Source organism: Halorientalis brevis, assembly GCF_023077655.1.
Genome location: NZ_JALLGV010000007.1, coordinates 193,328 through 212,907 on the forward strand (window position 1 = coordinate 193,328; position 19,580 = coordinate 212,907).

19 protein-coding genes are annotated in these 19,580 nt (G+C 67.0%); 7 read left to right on the forward strand and 12 right to left on the reverse strand.

All coding sequences use genetic code 11. The annotated features are described in order from the left end of the window. Position 1 precedes the first annotated feature (1 nt). Together cbiQ and MU553_RS16495 are read left to right on the forward strand one after the other, a co-directional pair. Positions 2–730, forward strand: a complete 729-nt coding sequence (gene cbiQ / locus MU553_RS16490) for a cobalt ECF transporter T component CbiQ (protein WP_247379459.1) — start codon at positions 2–4, stop codon at positions 728–730. Next, a complete protein-coding gene (locus MU553_RS16495) occupies positions 727–1,461 on the forward strand; it encodes an energy-coupling factor ABC transporter ATP-binding protein (protein WP_247379462.1) in 735 nt (244 codons plus the stop codon). Before cbiQ ends, MU553_RS16495 begins: the two co-directional genes overlap by 4 nt. Here MU553_RS16495 and leuS read toward each other — a convergent pair. From leuS to MU553_RS16515, 4 genes are all read right to left on the reverse strand, one after another. Continuing rightward, positions 1,454–4,096: a leucine--tRNA ligase gene (gene leuS / locus MU553_RS16500; RefSeq protein WP_247379464.1), complete on the reverse strand. Its 2,643-nt coding sequence runs from the start codon at positions 4,094–4,096 to the stop codon at positions 1,454–1,456. The two genes, MU553_RS16495 and leuS, sit on opposite strands and share 8 nt — an antisense overlap. Positions 4,097–4,829: 733 nt before the next feature. Further along, the gene (locus tag MU553_RS16505) at positions 4,830–5,264 is read right to left on the reverse strand and encodes a hypothetical protein (protein WP_247379466.1); all 435 of its coding nucleotides are present in this window, start codon (positions 5,262–5,264) and stop codon (positions 4,830–4,832) included. Between the two features lie 225 nt (positions 5,265–5,489). After that, positions 5,490–6,704 (reverse strand): site-2 protease family protein, encoded by a 1,215-nt coding sequence (locus tag MU553_RS16510; RefSeq protein WP_247379468.1) that lies wholly within the window; start codon positions 6,702–6,704, stop codon positions 5,490–5,492. Between the two features lie 702 nt (positions 6,705–7,406). Then, positions 7,407–7,967 (reverse strand): SprT-like domain-containing protein, encoded by a 561-nt coding sequence (locus MU553_RS16515; RefSeq protein ID WP_247379470.1) that lies wholly within the window; start codon positions 7,965–7,967, stop codon positions 7,407–7,409. Positions 7,968–8,108: 141 nt separating this feature from the next. On the opposite strand from MU553_RS16515, the gene MU553_RS16520 reads away from it, so the two are divergent. Next, positions 8,109–9,326, forward strand: coding sequence for an acyl-CoA dehydrogenase family protein (locus MU553_RS16520; RefSeq protein ID WP_247379472.1), 1,218 nt, complete (start codon positions 8,109–8,111; stop codon positions 9,324–9,326). Positions 9,327–9,369: 43 nt separating this feature from the next. Then, positions 9,370–10,161, forward strand: coding sequence for an N-acyl homoserine lactonase family protein (locus tag MU553_RS16525; RefSeq protein ID WP_247379475.1), 792 nt, complete (start codon positions 9,370–9,372; stop codon positions 10,159–10,161). Here the strand turns inward: MU553_RS16525 and MU553_RS16530 are convergent. The 5 genes from MU553_RS16530 to MU553_RS16550 form a co-directional block, all read right to left on the reverse strand. After that, entirely contained in the window at positions 10,158–11,267 is a 1,110-nt protein-coding gene (locus tag MU553_RS16530) for a site-2 protease family protein (protein WP_247379477.1), read from the reverse strand. The genes MU553_RS16525 and MU553_RS16530 overlap by 4 nt on opposite strands. A gap of 52 nt (positions 11,268–11,319) precedes the next feature. After that, positions 11,320–12,417 (reverse strand): NADH:flavin oxidoreductase/NADH oxidase, encoded by a 1,098-nt coding sequence (locus MU553_RS16535; RefSeq protein WP_247379479.1) that lies wholly within the window; start codon positions 12,415–12,417, stop codon positions 11,320–11,322. Positions 12,418–12,483: 66 nt separating this feature from the next. After that, positions 12,484–13,128, reverse strand: coding sequence for a hypothetical protein (locus MU553_RS16540; RefSeq protein WP_247379481.1), 645 nt, complete (start codon positions 13,126–13,128; stop codon positions 12,484–12,486). Positions 13,129–13,193: 65 nt separating this feature from the next. Next, positions 13,194–14,207: an NADP-dependent oxidoreductase gene (locus MU553_RS16545; protein WP_345893391.1), complete on the reverse strand. Its 1,014-nt coding sequence runs from the start codon at positions 14,205–14,207 to the stop codon at positions 13,194–13,196. Positions 14,208–14,275: 68 nt separating this feature from the next. After that, positions 14,276–15,157: a universal stress protein gene (locus tag MU553_RS16550; protein ID WP_247379483.1), complete on the reverse strand. Its 882-nt coding sequence runs from the start codon at positions 15,155–15,157 to the stop codon at positions 14,276–14,278. 100 nt (positions 15,158–15,257) lie between these two features. On the opposite strand from MU553_RS16550, the gene MU553_RS16555 reads away from it, so the two are divergent. Further along, positions 15,258–16,136: a universal stress protein gene (locus MU553_RS16555; protein WP_247379485.1), complete on the forward strand. Its 879-nt coding sequence runs from the start codon at positions 15,258–15,260 to the stop codon at positions 16,134–16,136. 21 nt (positions 16,137–16,157) lie between these two features. On the opposite strand, the gene MU553_RS16560 is transcribed toward MU553_RS16555, so the two are convergent. Further along, positions 16,158–17,315, reverse strand: coding sequence for an MBL fold metallo-hydrolase (locus MU553_RS16560; protein ID WP_247379487.1), 1,158 nt, complete (start codon positions 17,313–17,315; stop codon positions 16,158–16,160). A gap of 222 nt (positions 17,316–17,537) precedes the next feature. On the opposite strand from MU553_RS16560, the gene MU553_RS16565 reads away from it, so the two are divergent. After that, on the forward strand, positions 17,538–18,254 hold the full coding sequence (locus tag MU553_RS16565) for a profilin-fold protein (protein ID WP_247379489.1): 717 nt from the start codon (positions 17,538–17,540) through the stop codon (positions 18,252–18,254). A 44-nt stretch (positions 18,255–18,298) separates the two neighbouring features. After that, positions 18,299–18,589: a DUF7526 family protein gene (locus MU553_RS16570; protein ID WP_247379491.1), complete on the forward strand. Its 291-nt coding sequence runs from the start codon at positions 18,299–18,301 to the stop codon at positions 18,587–18,589. Here the strand turns inward: MU553_RS16570 and MU553_RS16575 are convergent. Together MU553_RS16575 and MU553_RS16580 are read right to left on the reverse strand one after the other, a co-directional pair. After that, positions 18,586–19,074 (reverse strand): hypothetical protein, encoded by a 489-nt coding sequence (locus MU553_RS16575; RefSeq protein WP_247379493.1) that lies wholly within the window; start codon positions 19,072–19,074, stop codon positions 18,586–18,588. The genes MU553_RS16570 and MU553_RS16575 overlap by 4 nt on opposite strands. Continuing rightward, the gene (locus MU553_RS16580; protein WP_247379495.1) at positions 19,067–19,522 is read right to left on the reverse strand and encodes a hypothetical protein; all 456 of its coding nucleotides are present in this window, start codon (positions 19,520–19,522) and stop codon (positions 19,067–19,069) included. Before MU553_RS16580 ends, MU553_RS16575 begins: the two co-directional genes overlap by 8 nt. Between the last annotated feature and the right edge of the window lie 58 nt (positions 19,523–19,580).

The following is a 19,580-nucleotide window of genomic DNA, read 5'->3' on the forward strand; positions in this document are numbered from 1 at the left end:
CATGCACCACGCGAGCCTCGAACAGATTCAGGCGACTTCGAGCCCCCGAGTCGAGGGGCGGTTGAACGCGTACTTCGCGTTTACCGCGTTAGTGCTGGTGCTGTTCGCTCCCAGTCGGCTCGCGTACGTCAGCGCACTCGTCTGTTTCGTCGCACTCGGCGTCGACGCTGCAGGCCGTGACTATCTCACAGTCGTCCGTCTCCCGGTGTACTTTCTCCTGCCGAGCCTGCTGCTCGTCGTCCTGTTCACGAGCGGGTCGACCGCCCTCGCCTTCGGTCCCTTCTCGGTTTCCTGGGCCGGACTCGATCGGTCGCTTACCACCGGCTTGCGGTCGATCGGGTCGATCACGATACTGAGCTATCTGATCGTGACGACGACGGTTCCGCAACTCGTCGCCGCGTTACAGTCACTGCGGTGTCCCCGGTTCGTGATCGACGTCTCCCTGCTCACGTACCGTGCCATCCAGATCCTGCTCACGGAACTCGCCCGACTCGAACTCGCGGCGACGGGCCGCCTCGGCTTTCGAACGCGCCGGACGACGCTTCGCACGTCGAAGTCGCTCGCGTTTTCGCTGTTCCTGAAGTCCCTGTCGCGGGCTGAAGCGCTCAACGACGCGATGCTGGCGCGGGGCTACGACGGGAAACTCCCGTCGGCGACGACCGCGAGTCGGGGCCACAGCTACGTCGCCGTCGTGCTCGGCTGTATCGCCATCGCTGGGTGGTCCCTGTGATCGAAACCGAGGAGCTGCGCTTTCGACACGGCGACGAACGCGTCCTCGACGGTGTGAACTTCACGGCGAAGGCAGGCGAAGTGACCGTCATTTTCGGTCGGAACGGCGCCGGCAAGTCGACGCTGTTGCGCCACTTCAACGGCCTGCTCGAACCCGATTCGGGGACCGTCTTCGTCGGGGGCGATCCCGTCGCGTACGACGACGACTCGCTCACCGACCTTCGCAGGCGCGTCGGACTCGTTTTCCAGAACCCGGACGATCAGCTCGTCGCGCCGACCGTCGAACAGGACGTCGCGTTCGGTCCCCGGAACGCGGGCGTCGACGAGCCGGAACGGATCGATCGCGTCCTCTCGGAGTTCGACCTCGACAGCCAGACCGAACGCCTGTGCAACACCCTGAGCGGCGGAGAGAAGAAACGCGTCTCGCTGGCGGGCGTGCTCGCGATGGAACCGGAGTACGTGCTCCTCGACGAGCCGACCGCCGGGCTGGACGGGACCGGCTGCCGGGCCATCGGCCAGTTCGTCGAGTCACTCACCGACGCCGGCATCACGCCGATCATCGCGACCCACGACGTGGGGTTCGGGCTGACCGTCGCAGACACGGTGACCGTGCTGGACGGCGGCGTCATCGACTACCGGGGCGACACACTCCCCCGCTCGCTCGCCGATCGATACGGACTCCGACAGTACGTCTTCGAGTCGTGGACTGCACCCGACGGGGACCTCAGCTGATGTGGATCGCCGGCTTGTTGGGTTTCGCTTTCCCGGCCAGCTCGTCGTCGTCGGTGGCCGTCCGCACGGTCACGGTCGCGCCGAACTCGTCCTCGAAGAGCCAGGCAGCCTGCTCCAGGACTTCGAGTTCGCGGTCGGCGTCCATCGTCGGTTCGAGTTCCGCCTGGCGCTCCTGGAGGGCGGCCGCGAAGTCGGCGGCGGCCTCGCCGTGGTCGCCGACCACCTCGTCGTCCATGATCTCGCCCACGACGGCCGTCTCGGCGTCGGCCTCGCTGGCGATCTCGTAGGCGCGGTACTTCCAGTCCTGAGCGACGACGATCTCGATTGCCTCGGGGTCCTCGATGTCGACGACCTCCGTGATGTCGCGCACGTCGTCGAGCGTCCGCCGGATGAGCTGGCGCTCGACCCGATAGTCGTCCACGTCGTGCAGCGGCGTCGGCCAGTCGGCTTCCGCCGCCAATCCGCCCTCGCCCAGGTGATTCCACAGCTCCTCGCCCAGGTACGGCGCGATCGGTGCGACCATGGCCGACAGCGCCCGCAGGCCGCGGCTGTAGGCGTACTTGTACGGCGGTTCGTAGTTGCGGTACCGTCGGAGGAGGCGGGCGAACCGCTGGAGTTCGTTGACGACCTGGTGGAAGCGGAACCGGTCGTACTCCGCGGTGACCGCCGCGACGGTGCGGTCGATCTCCCGTTCGAGGTAGGCGTCGTGGGGTGCGCTTTCGGTGCGAGTGTCGTGGTCACCCTCCGAGAACGCCAGCACCATCCGGTAGAGGTCCTGCTGGAACTCGTAGGAGTTTTTCACGTCTTTCACCGTCCACTCGAAGTCCTGCTGGGGATGGGCCGCCGAGAGGACGAACAGTCGCGTGGTTTCGGCCCCGTACTCGTGGGGCGCGATGGCGTTGCCCTTCGATTTCGACATCTTCTGGCCGCTGTGGAGCACCGTCCCCTGGTTGATGAGCCGGTCGACCGGTTCGCGCACGTCGAGCAGGCCCAGGTCCGCTAGCGCGCGCGTGAAAAAGCGGATGTACAGCAGGTGGAGCACGGCGTGTTCCTCACCGCCGACGTACACGTCGACGGGGAGCCACTCGTCGGCGGTGTCGCTGTCGAACGGCGCGTCGTCGAAGTTCGGCGAGAGGTACCGCAGGAAGTACCACGAGGAGTCGACGAACGTGTCCATCGTGTCGGTCTCGCGCTCGGCAGGGTTGCCGCAGTCGGGACACTCGGTCTCTTTCCACTCCGTGGCGGCGTCGAGCGGGTTGCCCGTCGTCTGGACGAACTCCGGGAGTTCGACGGGCAGGTCCTCGTCAGGCACGGGGACGCGGCCGCAGTCCTCGCAGTGGACCATCGGGATGGGCGTTCCCCAGTAGCGCTGGCGGGAGATGAGCCAGTCCCGGAGCCGGTAGGTCACGTCCGACTCGATGGCGTCGTCGGCAGCCAGGAGCTGCTCGCGGGCGGCCGAACTCGCGAGGCCGTCGTACTCGCCGCTGTTGGTGAGCATCCCGTCGCCGGTGAACGGTGCAGTCGAACTCTCGTCAGTCTCGCCGATGGGTTCGACGACCTCCCTGACGGGGAGGTCCTGCTCGCTGGCGAAGCGGTTGTCGCGCTCGTTGTGCGCGGGCACGCCCATGACCGCGCCCGTTCCCACGTCGTCGAGCACGTACGCGGCGACGTACACCGGAATCTCGTCGCCGGTCAGCGGATGCGTGGCCGTCAGCCCGGTGTCGACGCCGGACATGCCGGCCTCGCCGGGGTCGCTCTCGCGGACGTCTGCGACGTACTCGGCGATCGCCTCGTCGTCCTCGGCGAGGGAGGCCGCGAGATCGTGGCCGGGCGAGAGCGCGACGTAGGTCGCCCCGAAGACGGTGTCCAGACGGGTGGTGAACGCGTCCACCGCCTCGTCCTCCCCTACTTCGAAGGTGACCCGGGCACCTTCCTGGCGGCCGATCCAGTTGCGCTGGATGTCCCGGACGCCCTCAGGCCACCCGTCAAGGTCGTCGAGGCCGGCGTGGAGTTCCGCGGCGTAGTCGGTGATGGTGAAGAACCACTGGTCGAGTTCACGCCGGCCGACGGGCGTCTCGCAGCGCCAGCAGACCTCCTCGGTCCCGTCCTCAGTGTCGTCCTCTATGACTTGTGCGTCAGCCAGGACGGTCTCGCAGTCAGGACACCAGTTGACGGTCGCAGCCTCGTAGTCGACCAGGCCGGCGTCGTGGAGCCGAGTAAAGAGCCACTGGTTCCACCGGTAGTACTCTGGGTCGCAGGTGGTGATCTCGCGGGACCAGTCGTAGCCAAAGCCCATCGTCTCCAGTTCGTCGCGCATCCGGTCGATGCAGGTGCGCGTCCAGGACTCGGGGTCCGTGTCCCGCTCGAAGGCGGCGTTCTCGGCGGGCAGGCCGAACGCGTCCCACCCCATCGGGTGCAGGACGTCGTCGCCGCACATCCGCCGGTAGCGCGCGTACGCGTCGGTGATGGCGTAGTTTCGGACGTGGCCCATGTGGAGCGCGCCCGACGTGTAGGGGAACATTCCGAGGACGTACGTGGGGTCCTCGGCGTCGTCGGGACAGTCGTAGACGTCCTCCCGGTCCCAGACGTGCTGCCAGTACTCCTGCACCCGCGAGTGATCGTATCTTCGCGACATCGAGATTCGCCGTTACCCTCTCTGGTACCGCGGCCCACATCAGGTTTCCCACTTTTTACTTCGTCGGGTGTCCTCGGCCTTCGGCCTGCGGGCACCACTCCTCGTAAAACCTGGACTAAAACTGCCGGACGGCTCACTCCCGCCGGTCGTTCGCGTCCGGAGAACCGCGCGCCTGCAGGCGCGCGGATGCTCGTCTGCTCACGACACGGCCGATTCTTGCTCCACCCGGATAGGAGCCACTCAGACGGCTCCAAGAACGCGAGCGTCCCTGCGCCCGTCATCCGCCAGGAACAGCACGCCTGCCCTTCCCCGTCTCCGCAAACGGAGTGAGCGGATGGCTCGGAAGTGCTTCTCTTCCAGCGAGTCGCGCCATGAACGGCGCTCCCGGCCATGCGGCTGGCGCGCACAGGGTGCGGCGTTCATGCCGCGCCCGACGCGTGAGGTCCCCGTGAGGAAGGCGAACGGGGGCTGTCAGGCTGGTCGCAGTGCTATCTCCGGCCGAGTCGGTTCGTGCTCGTTACGTATTCGGGACTAAGTAGCGAATCGCTTCATCTGCCGGGAATCTGTCAGGTACACGGTGCTACATAGAGAGGTTCCATGCAGCACAGTGACTTCGTTTTTTTTTTTCAGCCACTCTCCGCTGAATCACCTGCTCACTGTGTTTGCGTACTAAGAGATAGCACGAACCTGAAGGGCCGATCAATAATCTGTGTGGGGAGATATGCTGGACCAATCACTCGCTCATCTTCTGGGGAAGCTCGTTCTCAACGACTTCCCCGGTAAAGAGGAGGGTTATCACAAGCGTGACCCAGAGAGAGATCGTTATCAGTACGTCATATTCATTTCCCGCCTCACTACCGAGGGCCATACCGTATCCACCAGTCAAGAGTGCTATGACCAGCAACCAGGAATAACGACTCTCTTGAATCGCTTTGACAACGATGAGTGCGCCCAGCAGAGCCGTGAGTGAACTCGTAAAGATACTATATGCGTCAACAACGCCGAACAGGAATTCGTATCCAACCAGACTTCTGGATTCTGCATAGCCGACTTGGTAGCTGTGGGGAATGAACATGAAAAAGACGAAGAAGAGTATACCAAACAACGACAGGAGATACCCGAGGGCCTGTCCGAAGAGAGTACACGGATTCGATGTGCGGACTGTCATTGAAATGCCCGTTCTAATGTCAAAGCCCAATAATTTTCCACACAGAAAAGCCACAGGTGTCATATCGGGAAACAATCGCCATGATCTGTGAATCATCGCAGGTACCGCTTTGATGCATGTTGTCTGCGCAATCTCAGATCTCTATTCAGCAGACCACTCCCTACAAACCGAGAATCTGACGAAAGTATCGAGGACTACAGCCGGGAATCTGGTGCAGAACCCGTCTCACTTCGCGACGATCCGTTCGACGGCCTGCTGGGACTGGCCGGTCTTGCGAATCTCGAACACCGTCATCAGGTCGGTCCGCGAGACCAATCCCTCCAGATCGCCGCGCTCGTCGGTCACGAGCACGCGACCGATCCCCTGGCGCTGCATGATCGTAACCGCGTCTTCGGCGCCGGTCGTCGCCGACACCGTCTGCAGGTCCGTCGACATCACGTCGCCGACAGTGGCCGTATCGCGACGATCGGGATCGACCGACTGGACGTCTTCGAGCGTCACGAGGCCACGGAGGTCGCCGACTCGCGGGTCGTTCACCTCCCCGCTCACTCTCTCCGAGTCGCTTCGCGACTCGCCGTCGAGCACTGGATACCCGGTGTGGCGCTCCTGGATCATCCGTTCCAGCAGTTCCGAGAGCGGCGTCGTCGGCGTCACCGTGTCGAGGTCGGCCGCCGGCGTCATGATGTCGCCGACGGTGAGTCCCTCGAAGGTGTCCTCCAGCAGTATCTGGCGCGTCTCGCCGGTCGCACCGAGGTAGATGAAGAAGGCGATGGCGATCCAGAAGACGTTGAACAGGAGGATGCCGGCGAAGGTGAGCAGGACGGCGAACGCCTTCCCGACGCCGGCGGCGATCTGGGTCGCTTCCAACCGTGAGCGGTTGCGCGAGAGCAGCGCTCTGAGAACCCGCCCGCCGTCCATCGGGAAGCCGGGCAGCAGGTTGAACCCGGCGAGCACGACGTTCAAAACCGCGAGATACCCGAGGACGAACCTGACGGCAGGGAGGTCCGCGGGGAGAGCAGCGAACCCACCGTAACAGAGCGCGCCGATGACGACGCTCACGATTGGGCCGGCGATGGCGATCTTGAGCTCCTGGGTCCAGCTGTCGGGGAACTCCTCGAACTGTGCGAGACCGCCGAGAAACCAGAGCGTGATCGCCTCGATGTGGACGCCGTAGCGGCGGGCGACCAGCGAGTGGCCGAGTTCGTGCAGGAACACGCCCAGGAACAGGCCGAGCGCGGCAGCCAGGCCCAGCACCCACGGGAGGACGCCGTCGGTGAGCGCGGCGGCGTCGATCTCTCCGCCGAGTAACTCGCCGAGCAACGCGGCGGTCATCCCGATCTGGGTGCCGATGAGATACGCGATGAGCGGCACCACGAGCAGGAACGAGGTCCCGAGTTTGATCGGAATCCCGAAAACGGAGCCGATCCGCACACTTGCCATGCCGGCCGGTTGGCCAGACCCTCAGATAGGCCGACTGCCGGCATGTGCAGGCCACCGGACGGATGTCAACGACCGGCGAGATCCGGAGGTCGATTGCCCTGGAAGCCGTACCGACGGTATGGTGTTCCCCAGCCTCACCGATCCGATGGGACTGTTCGAGTATCTCATCGCGCTCATCATCATTACCGCACTGTTCATGGGTATCGTGCTGGTGCTCGGCCTCGGGCCGTTCTGACCAGTGCCGGGACGCTCCCCGGCGTTCCGCGGGCAGCGTCAGCGCCGACCCGTCACTTTCGGGTCGAGACCGCCCGACACGACAGTGACACCACCGCGCGCGACGGCTGCCGAAACGATCCTTCCGTGTGGACTATAGCCACACTGTCACCCCGGCAGACGAGGTCGACGGCGTCACGCCCCCGGCACCTGCGACGCCGCACCCGTTCGTTTCAGGTCGAAGACCCACTGACGGGACGGGAATTTCCGACCCAGCACCGACGCACGAAACCGACCCCACGACCTCTCCAGAGAGATACGGAGACTGTCCGATCTGCGCTGCACGCAACCCGTTGTCTTCAGGTCGAGAACCCCCAGATGATGGGTCGTCTGACGTCAGTATGAGCGCTCACGAAACGACCCCCAATCGTCTCCGGAGACGGATCGTGTGGTCGCGTGAGAGGGCGTCGGGTCACCAGTCGTCGCCGATCACCAGTCGTCGCCGAGCGCGTCGCGTGCGCGCTGGTACCCCTCGTTGGTCCGCCAGGTACGGCCGGAAGCGACGTGGCGGACGACGTACGCGCTCCCGCAGTCGCCACACCGATAGCCCTCGTCGGGGAATTTGACGGGCTTGGAAGCGCGGTGGCGGTCGGGTCGCCACCCGCAGTCGTCGGCCGTACAGACGAGTTCGAGGCGGCCGTCGGTGAACGTCCGGCAGTGACGCGGGGCGTCGATTTCGTCGGCTTTCTCGCGAAAGCGCTCGCCGTGGCCCGACTCGCCGAAGTGGTGAAACTCCCAGGCGTGGACGAGTTCGTGGCGAATGGTGCCGGTGAACTCCCGCCAGCCGAACTCCTGGTAGGCCGCCCAGGTGAGCACGATCGTGATCGCACCCGTCTCAGCGTTGTACCGACAGCCGCCGGCGCGGCGCTTGGCACGTTCGGAGATGGTCCAGTCGAGTTCGGCGACGGGCACGTCGAGGTCGATCGACTCGGCGTACGCGGCCGCACGAGTCAGCAACTCGCGACGCGTCGTCGGCTCCTCCCGCTGCACAGTACGTCGTGGCTCGAACCCGACCACAAAGTGCGTTTCGCCCACCACCCCTAACGCTCCCCACACTCGCGCGCATTTATTCTAACATTGTTAGAACATGGACCAGTTTTTATTACCGAGTAGGGGAGACACTGAGGGGACATGCTTTCGTTCAACGACTCGGCGGCGGCCGAAGAACTCGCCGGTCGCGCGCGCGACCTGATGGAAGAGGTCGTCATCCCGGTGGAGCGGGAAATGAAGGGCGGGATGACGGTCTCGGACGGGACGATCCGAGAACTGCGGGAGGCGGCCCGCGAGTACGGCGTCTACGCGCCCCAGATCGACGAGGAACACGGCGGGATGGGCTACGACTTCCGCGACACCCTCCCGACGTTCGAGGAGGCGGGGCGGTCGATCCTCGGCCCGCTGGCGATGCGGGTGGACGCCCCCGACGAGGGGAACATGCACCTGCTGGAACTCCACGGGACCGAGTTGCAGAAAGAGCAGTACCTCGAACCCCTCGTCGCGGGAGAGATCGCCTCTGGCTTCTCGATGACCGAGCCGATGCAGGGCGGCGGGTCGGACCCGAAGATGCTCCAGACCACCGCGGAGAAAGACGGCGACGAGTGGGTCATCAACGGCCACAAGTGGTGGACGAGCAAGGGCATCCAGGCCGACGTGCTGCTCGTGTTCGCCCGCACCGATCAGGAGGCACACCCCTACGAGGGCAGTTCCGTGTTCCTCGTCCCGAAGGAGGCCGACGGCGTCGAGGTCGTCCGCAACATCCCCCACGTCGGCAGCGACGTCCACGGCATCGGCCACGCCGAGATCAAGTACCACGACGTCCGCGTGCCGGAGGAACACCTGCTCGGCGAGGAAGGCAAGGGGTTCCAGCACGTCCAGGAGCGACTCGGCCCCGCGCGACTGACCCACTGCATGCGCTTTTCGGGCATGGCCGAGCGCGCGCTCGACATCACGAAGGCGTACATGGACGAACGCGAGGGATTCGGCTCGACGATGGCCGACAAACAGGTCCCCCGGTACGCCATCGCCGAGCAGGAGACGCGGCTGGCGGCCGCCCGGTCGCTGGTCCGACAGGCCGCGGACCAGATCGACGCGGGCGAGGAGGCCCGCACCGCCGTGTCGATGAGCAAGGTCTTCACCGCGAACGTCACCCAGGAGGCCGTCGACACGGCGCTGCAGTTCCTCGGTGGCAACGGCATCGCCAAGGACCTCCCCGTGGCGGACTTCTACGAGGACGTCCGCCAGTTCCGCATCGTCGACGGCGCCGACGAGGTCCACAAGCGGACCATCGCCCGCGAGGCGTTCGCCGACGTGGACGAGGCCGAACTCGACCAACTCACCCGATTCGACGCATGATCCGGGGAAAGGGTTACTCCGCCGCGCGCCGGAGGGGACGCCAATGGTAGACGCGACGCTCACCCTCGTCGACCGCGGGACCATCCGCGCGGACGCGAACTTCCTGCTGGAGAACCACGTCGTCGGCACCGCTGCCGAACCGAACCCGGACGCCCAGTTCGTCGAGGGGCCGGTGTACAACCTCGTCATCGACCACCCCGAGGCGACGATCCTCTGGGACACCGGCTCGCATCCCGACGCCGGCGACGGCTACTGGCCGCCGGAGCTGTACGCCGCCTTCGAGCATTTCGACGCTCACGAGCACCCGCTCCCCGACGCGCTCGCGGAGGCCGGCTACGCGCTCGACGAGATCGACGCCGTCGTCCAGAGCCACCTGCACCTCGACCACGCGGGCGGCCTCCACAACTTCGCCGGGACTGACGTGCCCGTGTTCGTCCACGAGGAGGAACTCAAGTTCGCCTACTACAGCGCCTGCACCGACCACGGCTCGGACGCGTACGTCCGCGCGGACTTCGACCACGAGCTGAACTGGCAGGTCGTCACGCGCCACCGCGAGACCCACTTCACGGACGTGGAGTTCGTCCACCTCCCCGGCCACACGCCGGGTCTGCTGGGGACGGTGCTCCACCTCGACGGGGAGACGGTGATCCTCGCGGGCGACCAGGCGTACGTGCGCGAGAACTACGACGACGAGCAACCGATGGGCGGCGACCTGCTCTGGAGCAAGCGCGACTGGCGGGAGAGTCTCCAGTTAGTCAAGGAACTCCAGCGTCGCCACGACGCCACGGTGTACTGCGGGCACGACCCCGAGGACGTCTCCAGCCTTTCCACTTAGGCCGAGACGACGATCGGGATCGGCGTGAAACACAGCAGTCCGAGTACCAGCGTGAGCGCGCCGAGCGCCTGCCTGCCGGGACCGACCGACGACTGATCCAGGGGTTCCGCGCCGGGGACGCGACTCAACAGCAGCGCGAAAAAGCCCCAGAGCACCCAGATAAAGGCGGCCTGGCCGTCCGCAAACACCAGGAGCCCGCCGGCCAGCGAGAACAGTACGGCGGGCACGAGTTTCTGGACGACGCTCGTTCGATCGCCGACCAGCGCCCGGGTGACGTGCGCGCCGTCGAGCTGGCCCACCGGCAGCAGGTTCAGGAACGTGACGAACGCGCCGACCCAGCCACCGATGACGACGGGGTTGACCATCAGCGACGGGTCGCCGTAGGAGAGCGGCTGACCGAGCGCCGTCGCGATCCCCTGTAACAGGAGCGGATAGCCGAGTTCGGTCTGCTGGACGAGTTGCGACCCGCTCGTCTCGATGGGCGGGAGCGAGACGCCGATCGCGGTGACGACGACGGTCGCGACCAGGCCCGCCAGCGGCCCCGCGACGCCGATGTCGAACAGCGCCTCCCGGTCGGGGATGTGGTCGTTCATGCGGATGAGCGCCCCGAGCGTCCCCAGCAGGTTCGGGATCGGAATGAAATACGGCAGGGTCGCCTCCACCTGGTGGTGGCGGCTCAGCGCGTAGTGGCCGAGTTCGTGGATCGCGAGCACCGATAGCACCGAGAGGGCAAAGGGCCACGCCGCCAGCAGGGAGAGTGGCTGCTCGCCGATGGGGAGGCCGTACCAGCGGGCGCCAGCGAGCAGCGTCGTCACGACGGTGGCGGCGAAGAGCGCGAGGTTGGTCCAGGGGACGGTATCGACGGACAGCGACCGCTCGGTGGCGACGAGCACGTGCTCGCCGGTCTCGTAGCGCAGGTCGATCCGATAGCCTCGGTCGCGGAACCGGGGCGCCAGTCGCTGGACGACGGTCTCTTTGGCATCCAGCGGCTCCCCGTAGTAGCGGACGTCCTGGTCGTCGACTTCCACCTCGTAGACCTGGAAGGAGTCCGTCAGCGCGTCCGGCTCGGGCAGGTTCCCCGGCACCGAGGCCGTCGGTGTCGACATCACCCTGGCTAGGGCCGGGAACGGTAAATACCTGTTCGCGCCCTGGAGCGAGTCAGAACGCCCGACGGTACTGCGGTGGGACCTCGACTGCGTCTTCTCGGTCTAACTGCTGGGCGGCGTGGAGCGTGAAGTACGGATCGCGGAGGTGTTCCCGGCCGACGATCGCCAGATCGGCGCGACCGTTCCGGACGAGTGAATCCGCCTGTTCTGGCGTCGTGATGCCGCCGACGGCACCGATCGCCACGTCAGACTCGACGCCCTCCCGGAGCTGTCGCCCGTAGCGGATCTGATACCCCGGTCCGGCCGAGGGGACCTCCTGGTCGGGGTGGACGCCCCCGCAACTGACGTCGATCAGGTCCGCCCCCGCAGCCGCGGCACGGTCGGCAAAGCGGATCGACTGCTCGACGGTCCACGACTCGCGATCGGGCAGCCAGTCGGTCGCCGAGATGCGGACGAACACGGGCAAGTCCGACGGCCACACCTCCCGGACGGCCTCGATGACTTCCAGCGGGAACCGAACCCGCCCCTCGAAGTCGCCGCCGTACTCGTCCTCGCGCGTGTTCGTGACCGGCGAGAGGAACTCGTGGAGGAGGTAGCCGTGGGCCGCGTGCACTTCGGCGATCTCGAAGCCGGCGTCGCGAGCCCGGCGGGCTGCGTCCGCGAACGACTCCCGCACGTCGGCGATGTCCTCGGTCGTCATCGCGCTGGTCGGCGGCGCGTCGGCCTCGTAGGGATACGGCTCGTCGGTCGGCCCGACGACCTCCCAGCCACCGTCGCCGGGCTGGAGCGGGTCGTGGCCCTCCCAGGGGCGACTGGTCGAGGCCTTCCGGCCGGCGTGGGCCAGCTGGATCGCCGGGACCGAGCCCTGGTCGCGAACGAACGCAGTGGTTTCGGCCAGCGCGTCGGCGTGTTCGTCGCTCCAGATGCCCAGGTCCTCCGGCGAGATGCGCCCGCGCGGTTCGACGGCGGTCGCCTCGGTCATCACGACGCCGGCGCCGCCGACGGCGCGGCTCGCGAGGTGCTGGAAGTGCCAGTCCGTCGCGAGGCCGTCCCGGTCTTCACAGGAGTACTGACACATCGGCGACACCATCACGCGGTTGGGAATCTCCGTTTCGGCGAGCGTGAGCGGCGTGAAAAGGTCGGCAGTCATCACAGGTCCGAGGTGTGGAGCGGTAAAAACCTCAGTGGCCGCGGTGAGACGGGCCGGTATCTCGGGTCACCGCGCGAGATCGAACGCGACGGCGACGTTGAGCGCCCAGAAGACGAACCGATACCGACCGGCCGGCAGGTCCGGACAGACTCGGAGCCGATCTTCGAGGGGATGTTCTGCGACCAGTCCCGTCTTTGTCAGTTCGAGCGTCCACTCGAAGGCCTCCCCCGGCGGGTGGACGATCCCCAGATCGTTATATACTACTGACCTGTCAGACGACGTTCCTCGGACGTCTTGCCATCCAGCCGCCGTCTGGACCTCGATGCTGTACTCGTCACTGGTGCCAGTGTGCTGCTCCTCGTCGCTGACGTTGGTGAGCGTGATCGTTGCGGTCTCGCCGTAGTCGTACGCCAACTGATCGACCCGAAGGGCGAACTGTGGCGTCCCGTCGGTCTCGGTGGTGTCGCCCCACGCCAGTTCGTCGGCGTCGTATCCCGCCGGATGCCGCTCGAAGTCCGTCTCGTCGCAGGACAGCGCCGGCGGCACCGTCTCCGGGTCGTCCTCGGGTCGGACGTGACCGGACAGGTCGTCGGTCGTTGGTGGCTCGTCTGTCGGTTGAGACGACCTGTCGCTACCGAGACAGCCGGCGACGGCGGTTCCGAGCCCAGCACCGGCCAGCGCGAGGGCACGACGACGGCCGAACTGTTGCATAGGTAACCAGAACAAACACCCCGGTAAGGGCTTTGTGTAAAAAAAGCGACCGCCGATCGCTTCGTTCAGTCCTCGACTTTCACGAGTTGCTTGCCGATGTTGACGCCCTCGAAGAGTCCGAGGAAGGCGTCGGGGGCGTTCTCCAGGCCCTCGGTGACGGTCTCCTCGTACTGGATGTCGCCCTGTGCGACCCACTGGGCCAGGCGCTCGGTCGCCTCACGGAAGCGCACAGCATAATCGCTGACGATGAACCCTTCGACGCGGGCCTTCTTCTGGACGAGCGTCGTCAGTTTTCTGGGACCCGTCGGCTGCTCGGTGGCGTTGTACAGCGAGATCTGGCCGCAGACGGCGACGCGGGCGAACTCGTTGAGGTTGGCGAAGGCGGCGTCGGTGATCTCGCCGCCGACGTTGTCGTAGTACACGTCGATCCCTTCGGGACAGGCCTCGGCGACTGCCTGGTGGAGGTCGTCGGCAGTCTTGTAGTTGATCGCCGCGTCGAAGCCGAGGTCGTCGGTCAGCCAGTCGGTCTTCTCGTCGGCGCCGGCGATGCCGACCACGCGACAGCCGTTGCGTTTGGCGATCTGGCCGACGACGGAGCCGACGGCACCGGCCGCGCCCGACACGAGGACCGTGTCGCCGGGTTTCGGCTCGGCCACGTCGAGCAGGCCGAAGTACGCGGTACGGCCGGGCATCCCCAGCACGCCCAGCGCAGTCGAGACGGGGGCGAGGTCCGGGTCGACCGGCTGGAGGGCGTCGCCGTCGGCGGTGGCGTAGTCGGCCCACCGGAGTTCGCCGGTGACGACGTCGCCCGCCGCGAAGTCGCCGTGGTTCGATTCGACCACGTCGCCGACCACGGCGGCTTTCATCACGTCGCCGACGGCCCAGGGTTCGGCGTAGGACTCGGCGTCGCGCATCCGGCCGCGCATGTACGGGTCGACGGACAGATATCGGGTCTCGACCAGCACCTCGCCGGGACCTGGCTCCGGAACCTCGTTCTCGACCAGTTCGAAGTTCTCCATCGTCGGTTCGCCCGTCGGGCGGCTCGCGAGTATCCACTCTCGGTTAGTGTCGGTAGGCACGGTTCGGGACGAGGGAAGTGGGGCGGATGAGTGTTCGCATACCGGAAGGGGTTCGCCGGGATGACGGCTTACTTGCGGGGCGGAACCACGAGCACGGGCACGTCGACCAGCCGGAGGACGCGGTTCGTGACGCTACCGAGCAGGCTCTCGCCGACGCCGGAGTGGCCGTGCGACCCCATCACGACCAGGTCGACGTCGTTGGCCGGGACGTACTCGCTCAGTGCCTGGTGCGGTCGTCCGCGGGTCACCGTCGTCGACACCGAGACTGCCGGGTCGGTCTCGTGGATGCGGTCGGCGACGCGATCCGTCGCTTCCTGGCCGTTGGCCTCGAGTTTCTCGATGAACTCCTGGGAGACGCCGCCGGCGTCGAAGGGGCCGGCGTCGACGAGCAGGTCGATGACGTTCACGACGTCGACCGGAGCGTCGAACCGGCCGGCGAGGTCTCCGGCCCACGGGCCAGCGGCTTCGGCCTCGTCGCTGCCGTCAGTCGGGACGAGCAGTTTCTCGACGGCCACGTCGTCGGGGTCGGTCGGCCCGTCGTAGCAGGTCGTCAGGACCGGGACGCTCCCCTGCCGGAGCACCTTGTCGGTGACGCTGCCCAGGAGGCGCTCGCGGACGCCGGTCGGCCCGTGGCGTCCCATCACGACGAGGTCGCTCCCGTGCTCGTCCGCGAACTCGAGGATCGCGTCGTGGGGCGTCCCCTCGACGAGGTGGGTCTCGACGGACTGGTCGGCGTCGGTCGCCTGCGTCTCGGCGTCGGCGAGGAACTCCTCGCCCCGCTCGCGCAGTGTGTCCGCGTCGGTCGTCGAAAACAGCGACGAGAGGCCGCGGTCCAGGACGTGCAGGACGTCGATCGTCGCGTCGGTGGCGGCTGACAGCGCCAGTGCGTGTGCCATCGCGACGGGCTGGCCGTCGCTCCCGTCGACGGCGACGAGAATCCGGTCGTGCATGCACGAGTGGTCGCCGCGCCGCGTGTTAAATGTAGGTCCACCTGCCAGGACCGTGAGACCCCCGCACTGATACTCGTGGGTGGCGAACGGCAGCGTGTGAATGTTCGACCGGATCCTCGTCCCGACTGACGGCAGTGACGTCGCCCTGAACGCCGCCGACAGCGCCGTGAGACTCGCGGCCCGCTTCGACGCCACGCTGCACGTGCTGCACGTCCTGGAACTCGGGGAACTGCCCCCCGGGATCGAAGACGCGGACGCGGACGAGTTCGCGCACGTCGGCGAAACCGCGATCGACGAGCTCACCAGCGCGGCCGGCGACGCCGGCGTCGAGACCGCCACCGACGTCGTCGAATCGCACGGGCCCACCCACGAGGTGATCGTCGAGTTCGCGAACGAACACGCCGCCGACCTCGTCGTCATGGGCACCCACGGACGCACGGGCCTGGATCGCTTCGTCCTCGGGAGCGTCACCGAACGCACCCTCCGGGAGTCCGACGTGCCGGTGTTGACGGTCCACGAGGGCGGTAGCCTCCCCGCGAACCTCGACCTGGAGAACGTGCTCGTGCCGATCGACGGCAGTCAGAGCGCCGACGCCGCCCTCGCACTCGGGATCGACCTCGCCGCCGAGACCGACGCGACCCTGCACCTGATTACGCTCGTCGACACGAGCAAACCCTGGCACCGCGCTGCCTCGGGAGAGACGCAAGAGGCAGTGGACGAACTCGGCAAGGACGTCCTCGACAACGCGCTCCTCCGCGCCGAGGCCACCGACGTGGGCACCATCGAAGGCAGCGTCGGCCGCGGCAAACCCGAAACGGCGATCCTCGAGTACGCCGCCGACCACGACGCCGACTGCATCGTCATGGGCACCCACGGGCGCAGTGGCCTGAACCGTTACCTCCTGGGCAGCGTGACCGAACACGTGGTCCGCACCGCCGACGCCCCCGTTCTCTCGGTGCGAGCCGTCGAGGATCAGTGACGCCGCCGGCGTTGGCCGTCGTCACTCCGTCATCGCGTCGGTCGACGCAGCGCAGTTGTTCGGGCCGCGTTCGAGTTGCAGCGCACGCTGGCGAGACAGGTCGCGCTGCCCGAGGTTCCCGTCGATGATCTGGGCGTGGTTCGCGGGCCGCGGGGGCATATCCCTCAGCACGTGTTCGATGAACTCCTCGACGGGCAGCGACAGGGCGTCCATCGCCTCGACGAGTTCCCCGAGCGTCGCCGTGTAGCTTCCGTCGGCCGCCGGCTCGGCGGCGTCGCTGTAGTGCCCCGGCGCGATCAGCGTCGTCTCGGGCAGCGTCAGGACGCGCTCCTGAAGCGAGTGGTACAGCTGGGCGGCCGCCTCCGGCGCGCCCTCGGACCCGGCCTCCAGGTCCGGCCGCGCTACGCTCTCGACGAACAGCCCGTCGCCGGTGAACAGGACCGCCTCGTCGACGTAGTAGGCGGTCATCCCCGAGGTGTGGCCCGGCGTGTGGATCGCCTCGATCGCACTCTCGCCCACCGCGAGCGCGTCGCCGTCGGCGATCGTCTCGTAGGCCACGTCGTACTCGACGCCGCGGTCCGTCGCCGCTTCGGGGACGACCGCCGTCGCCTCGGTGTGCTCGCCGAGCGCCCGGACCCCGCTCACGTGATCCGCGTGGACGTGCGTGTCGACGGCGTACCGGATGGTAGCGCCGTAGTCGGCCGCCACGTCGACGTACTCGCCGGCGAACGCCAGCAGCGGATCGATCACCGCGGCCGCGTCCCCGGAGACGACGAGATACGCGAGACACCCGCTCGACGGCCGCCGGAACTGCACGATCGTCGCGTCCGCATCCGTCGTCAGTTCGGTGTGCACGGAGAGGTCTGCCCACGCTTCCATCCCGCCGGCGAGGTTTCTGACGTCGGCGTCAGTCCGCTGGAGGTGCCGCGCCGAGCCCCGACTGATCTTGCCCGTCCCGCAGACCGTGACGACCGTCTCCGTCGGCACGTCCGCCAGCGCGACCGCCGGGTCCATCCGGGAGAGCTTCCGGTCCGGCACGTTGATCGTCTCGACGCTCGGCCCCTCGATGCGCCACTTCTCGAACTCGTGGGGCTGGCGCACGTCGACGATCGTCACCGACTCGCCCGCCTGGATCTTCGCGTACAGTTCCTCGGGCGTGATCTCGGGGACTCGCGACATGTTCGTACCAGTACAGGCGGACCAATTCGCCATAAACGTTCCCCCAGTATTGTACAATATACACAATTATATGAGGGCACTGCCAACCAGGACACACAGCCGGTTTGGGAGAGATCTGTATTCAGTTCCACAGGCGATATTCGAACGGCGAGCACTCGTCCCGTCGTCAGTCGGGGCACTCGGAACACAGCCGTTATGCCCACCGACGGCCTCTCCCCGACGATGATCGACGTGGCCGAACTCGAAGACACGGAGGCCGTCGCCGCCCGCCGCGACGAGATCGTGGCGGCGGTCCGCGACCACGCCGGACGGGTCGCCTACGCGCTGGCGAAACTGCAGGGCGGCGACTACGGCCAGCGAACGTTCGACACCGACCGCGGCAAGTGGACGGTCAAGTACGAGGCCGGCGACCTCGAGTATCTCCGCTTTTCCCCGAAGTCGGGGAGCGATATCTACGTGATCTCGACGAAACAGCCGCCCGAGCCGGAGGCTCTTGCGACGGCCATGCGGGACTACGAGGGATTCGTCGCGAGCTACAACGACCACGTGGCGTCGCTGGACGGCGTCCTCGACGACGTCCCGACCGAGTTTCCCGCCCTGGCGTCGACCGACGGCGTCGTCGCCGAGCGCGATCGCATCGTCGGCCGCATCCGCGAGGTCTGCGACTCGATCGCCCACGCGCTCCACCGCTACGAGGGCACCGACTACGGCACGTTCACCGCCCGCGTCGACGGGACGCGCTGGGAACTGAAGTGGGACGACGAGGGCGCCTCGTACCTCCGCGTCGGCGGCGAAGGCGGGATCTACCTGCTCTCGCAGTACGAACCGCCGGCCGCTCCCGACATCCGCGAACTCGCGCCCGCGTTCCGTGGGTTCGTCGAGGCCTACAACGAGCACGTCGGGGAACTCGAGTCCGACCTCGCGACCGTCGAGCTGTAGCCGCCAACTGCAAGACACATCTGTCTCGAGTGACTGCGGTCGGTATGGCCCAGACGGTGCGTGGGGAAGTGATCCACGTCGTGGACCCGGACGACAGAGACGAGTTCGAGCTCACCGAGGACCTCCGGACGCTCGCCGAGTCGCGGTACATCCTCGTCTGTCGGGAGGGCGGGTCGCCCTCCTGGTTCGAGCGCATCCGCTCGTTCCTGGCGCGCACCCCGATCAAGGCGGTGACGATCGTCTCCGACACCGAAGCATCGGAGGGCGAGGAAGTGACCGCGACCGTCGAGGAGACGGGGATTCCCGGCGTCTACGAGGCGACGGACCTCCGTTAGGCGTCCTCGTCCGACGCCGCGGCGGCCTCGGCGACCGTCTGGCGGTCCGGGAAGTACGCCGGCGCGTCGCGCTCGACCTCGAACCGGACGACCCGTTCGAGCGCGTCCGCACCGTCGGACACGTCGGATTCGAGTTCTGCAGCGAGCTCCGTGTAGTCGGCGGCCAACTCCTGGAAGGCGAGCATCCGGGCCTGTTTGGCCTCGACGAGCGCCTGCTTCTGTTCGAGGTCGGCTTCCCGCGCCTCCAGGTCGTCGAGATCGACCGACTCGTCCGGCCCCGTCGCCGACGGCGGGCCGACAGTGTCGGCGACCTCGTCGGGGCGGCCGTCGAGTTGCGAGCGGATCTCGGCCATCTCCGCGTCGAGTTCGTCCAGCAGGTCGTCGAGGTCGTCGCTCATCGTCTCGACGCGCCCCGAAAGCAGACCCGCCTGCACCTGGCAGTACTCGACGAACTCGTCGACGGAGAGCGCGTCGTCCTCAGCCATGGTTCTCACCGGCGGACTCCGCCGGCGCGTCCGGCTGACAGGTCTCGCAGGCACGCGTGTAGCGCGCGTAGACGAGGCCGCCCAGCAGGACGACGGCGACCGCCCCGAGCAGCGGGCGCAGCGGATCGAAGTACGTCATGAGCGCCGAACTGCTGAACAGCGCCAGGAGGAAGGCGTTACAGATCGGGCAACCGAACGCGAGGAAGCCGCCGACGGTGCCCAGCGTGGCGAGTCGGTCGTCGGATCGGTCCTCGACCGGCGGCCGCTGGGCGACGTAGACGCCGAGCAGCCCCGCCGTGAGGACGAGAAACAGGTAGTCGACGGGCCGGGAGGGAACCATGCGGACGTAGATCGGGTTCGGAATCAATCCCGTCACGACGCCGAACAGGACGAAGCTCCCGAGGCTCACCGCAGCCCCCTTCGCGAGTCGCAACCGTGATGCGTCCATCAGTTACCTCGTCGTACCGGGCGTGCGGGCATAAACGTCCGGGACCCTGGCGGGACGG

Coding starts and splice junctions, on each gene's coding strand:
- cbiQ (WP_247379459.1), top strand. CDS start 2: ATGCACCACGCGAGCCTCGAACAGATTCAGGCGACTTCGAGCCCCCGA.
- leuS (WP_247379464.1), bottom strand. CDS start 4,096: ATGTCGCGAAGATACGATCACTCGCGGGTGCAGGAGTACTGGCAGCAC.
- MU553_RS16505 (WP_247379466.1), bottom strand. CDS start 5,264: ATGACAGTCCGCACATCGAATCCGTGTACTCTCTTCGGACAGGCCCTC.
- MU553_RS16510 (WP_247379468.1), bottom strand. CDS start 6,704: ATGGCAAGTGTGCGGATCGGCTCCGTTTTCGGGATTCCGATCAAACTC.
- MU553_RS16520 (WP_247379472.1), top strand. CDS start 8,109: ATGCTTTCGTTCAACGACTCGGCGGCGGCCGAAGAACTCGCCGGTCGC.
- MU553_RS16525 (WP_247379475.1), top strand. CDS start 9,370: ATGGTAGACGCGACGCTCACCCTCGTCGACCGCGGGACCATCCGCGCG.
- MU553_RS16530 (WP_247379477.1), bottom strand. CDS start 11,267: ATGTCGACACCGACGGCCTCGGTGCCGGGGAACCTGCCCGAGCCGGAC.
- MU553_RS16535 (WP_247379479.1), bottom strand. CDS start 12,417: ATGACTGCCGACCTTTTCACGCCGCTCACGCTCGCCGAAACGGAGATT.
- MU553_RS16540 (WP_247379481.1), bottom strand. CDS start 13,128: ATGCAACAGTTCGGCCGTCGTCGTGCCCTCGCGCTGGCCGGTGCTGGG.
- MU553_RS16550 (WP_247379483.1), bottom strand. CDS start 15,157: ATGCACGACCGGATTCTCGTCGCCGTCGACGGGAGCGACGGCCAGCCC.
- MU553_RS16555 (WP_247379485.1), top strand. CDS start 15,258: ATGTTCGACCGGATCCTCGTCCCGACTGACGGCAGTGACGTCGCCCTG.
- MU553_RS16560 (WP_247379487.1), bottom strand. CDS start 17,315: ATGTCGCGAGTCCCCGAGATCACGCCCGAGGAACTGTACGCGAAGATC.
- MU553_RS16565 (WP_247379489.1), top strand. CDS start 17,538: ATGATCGACGTGGCCGAACTCGAAGACACGGAGGCCGTCGCCGCCCGC.
- MU553_RS16570 (WP_247379491.1), top strand. CDS start 18,299: ATGGCCCAGACGGTGCGTGGGGAAGTGATCCACGTCGTGGACCCGGAC.
- MU553_RS16575 (WP_247379493.1), bottom strand. CDS start 19,074: ATGGCTGAGGACGACGCGCTCTCCGTCGACGAGTTCGTCGAGTACTGC.
- MU553_RS16580 (WP_247379495.1), bottom strand. CDS start 19,522: ATGGACGCATCACGGTTGCGACTCGCGAAGGGGGCTGCGGTGAGCCTC.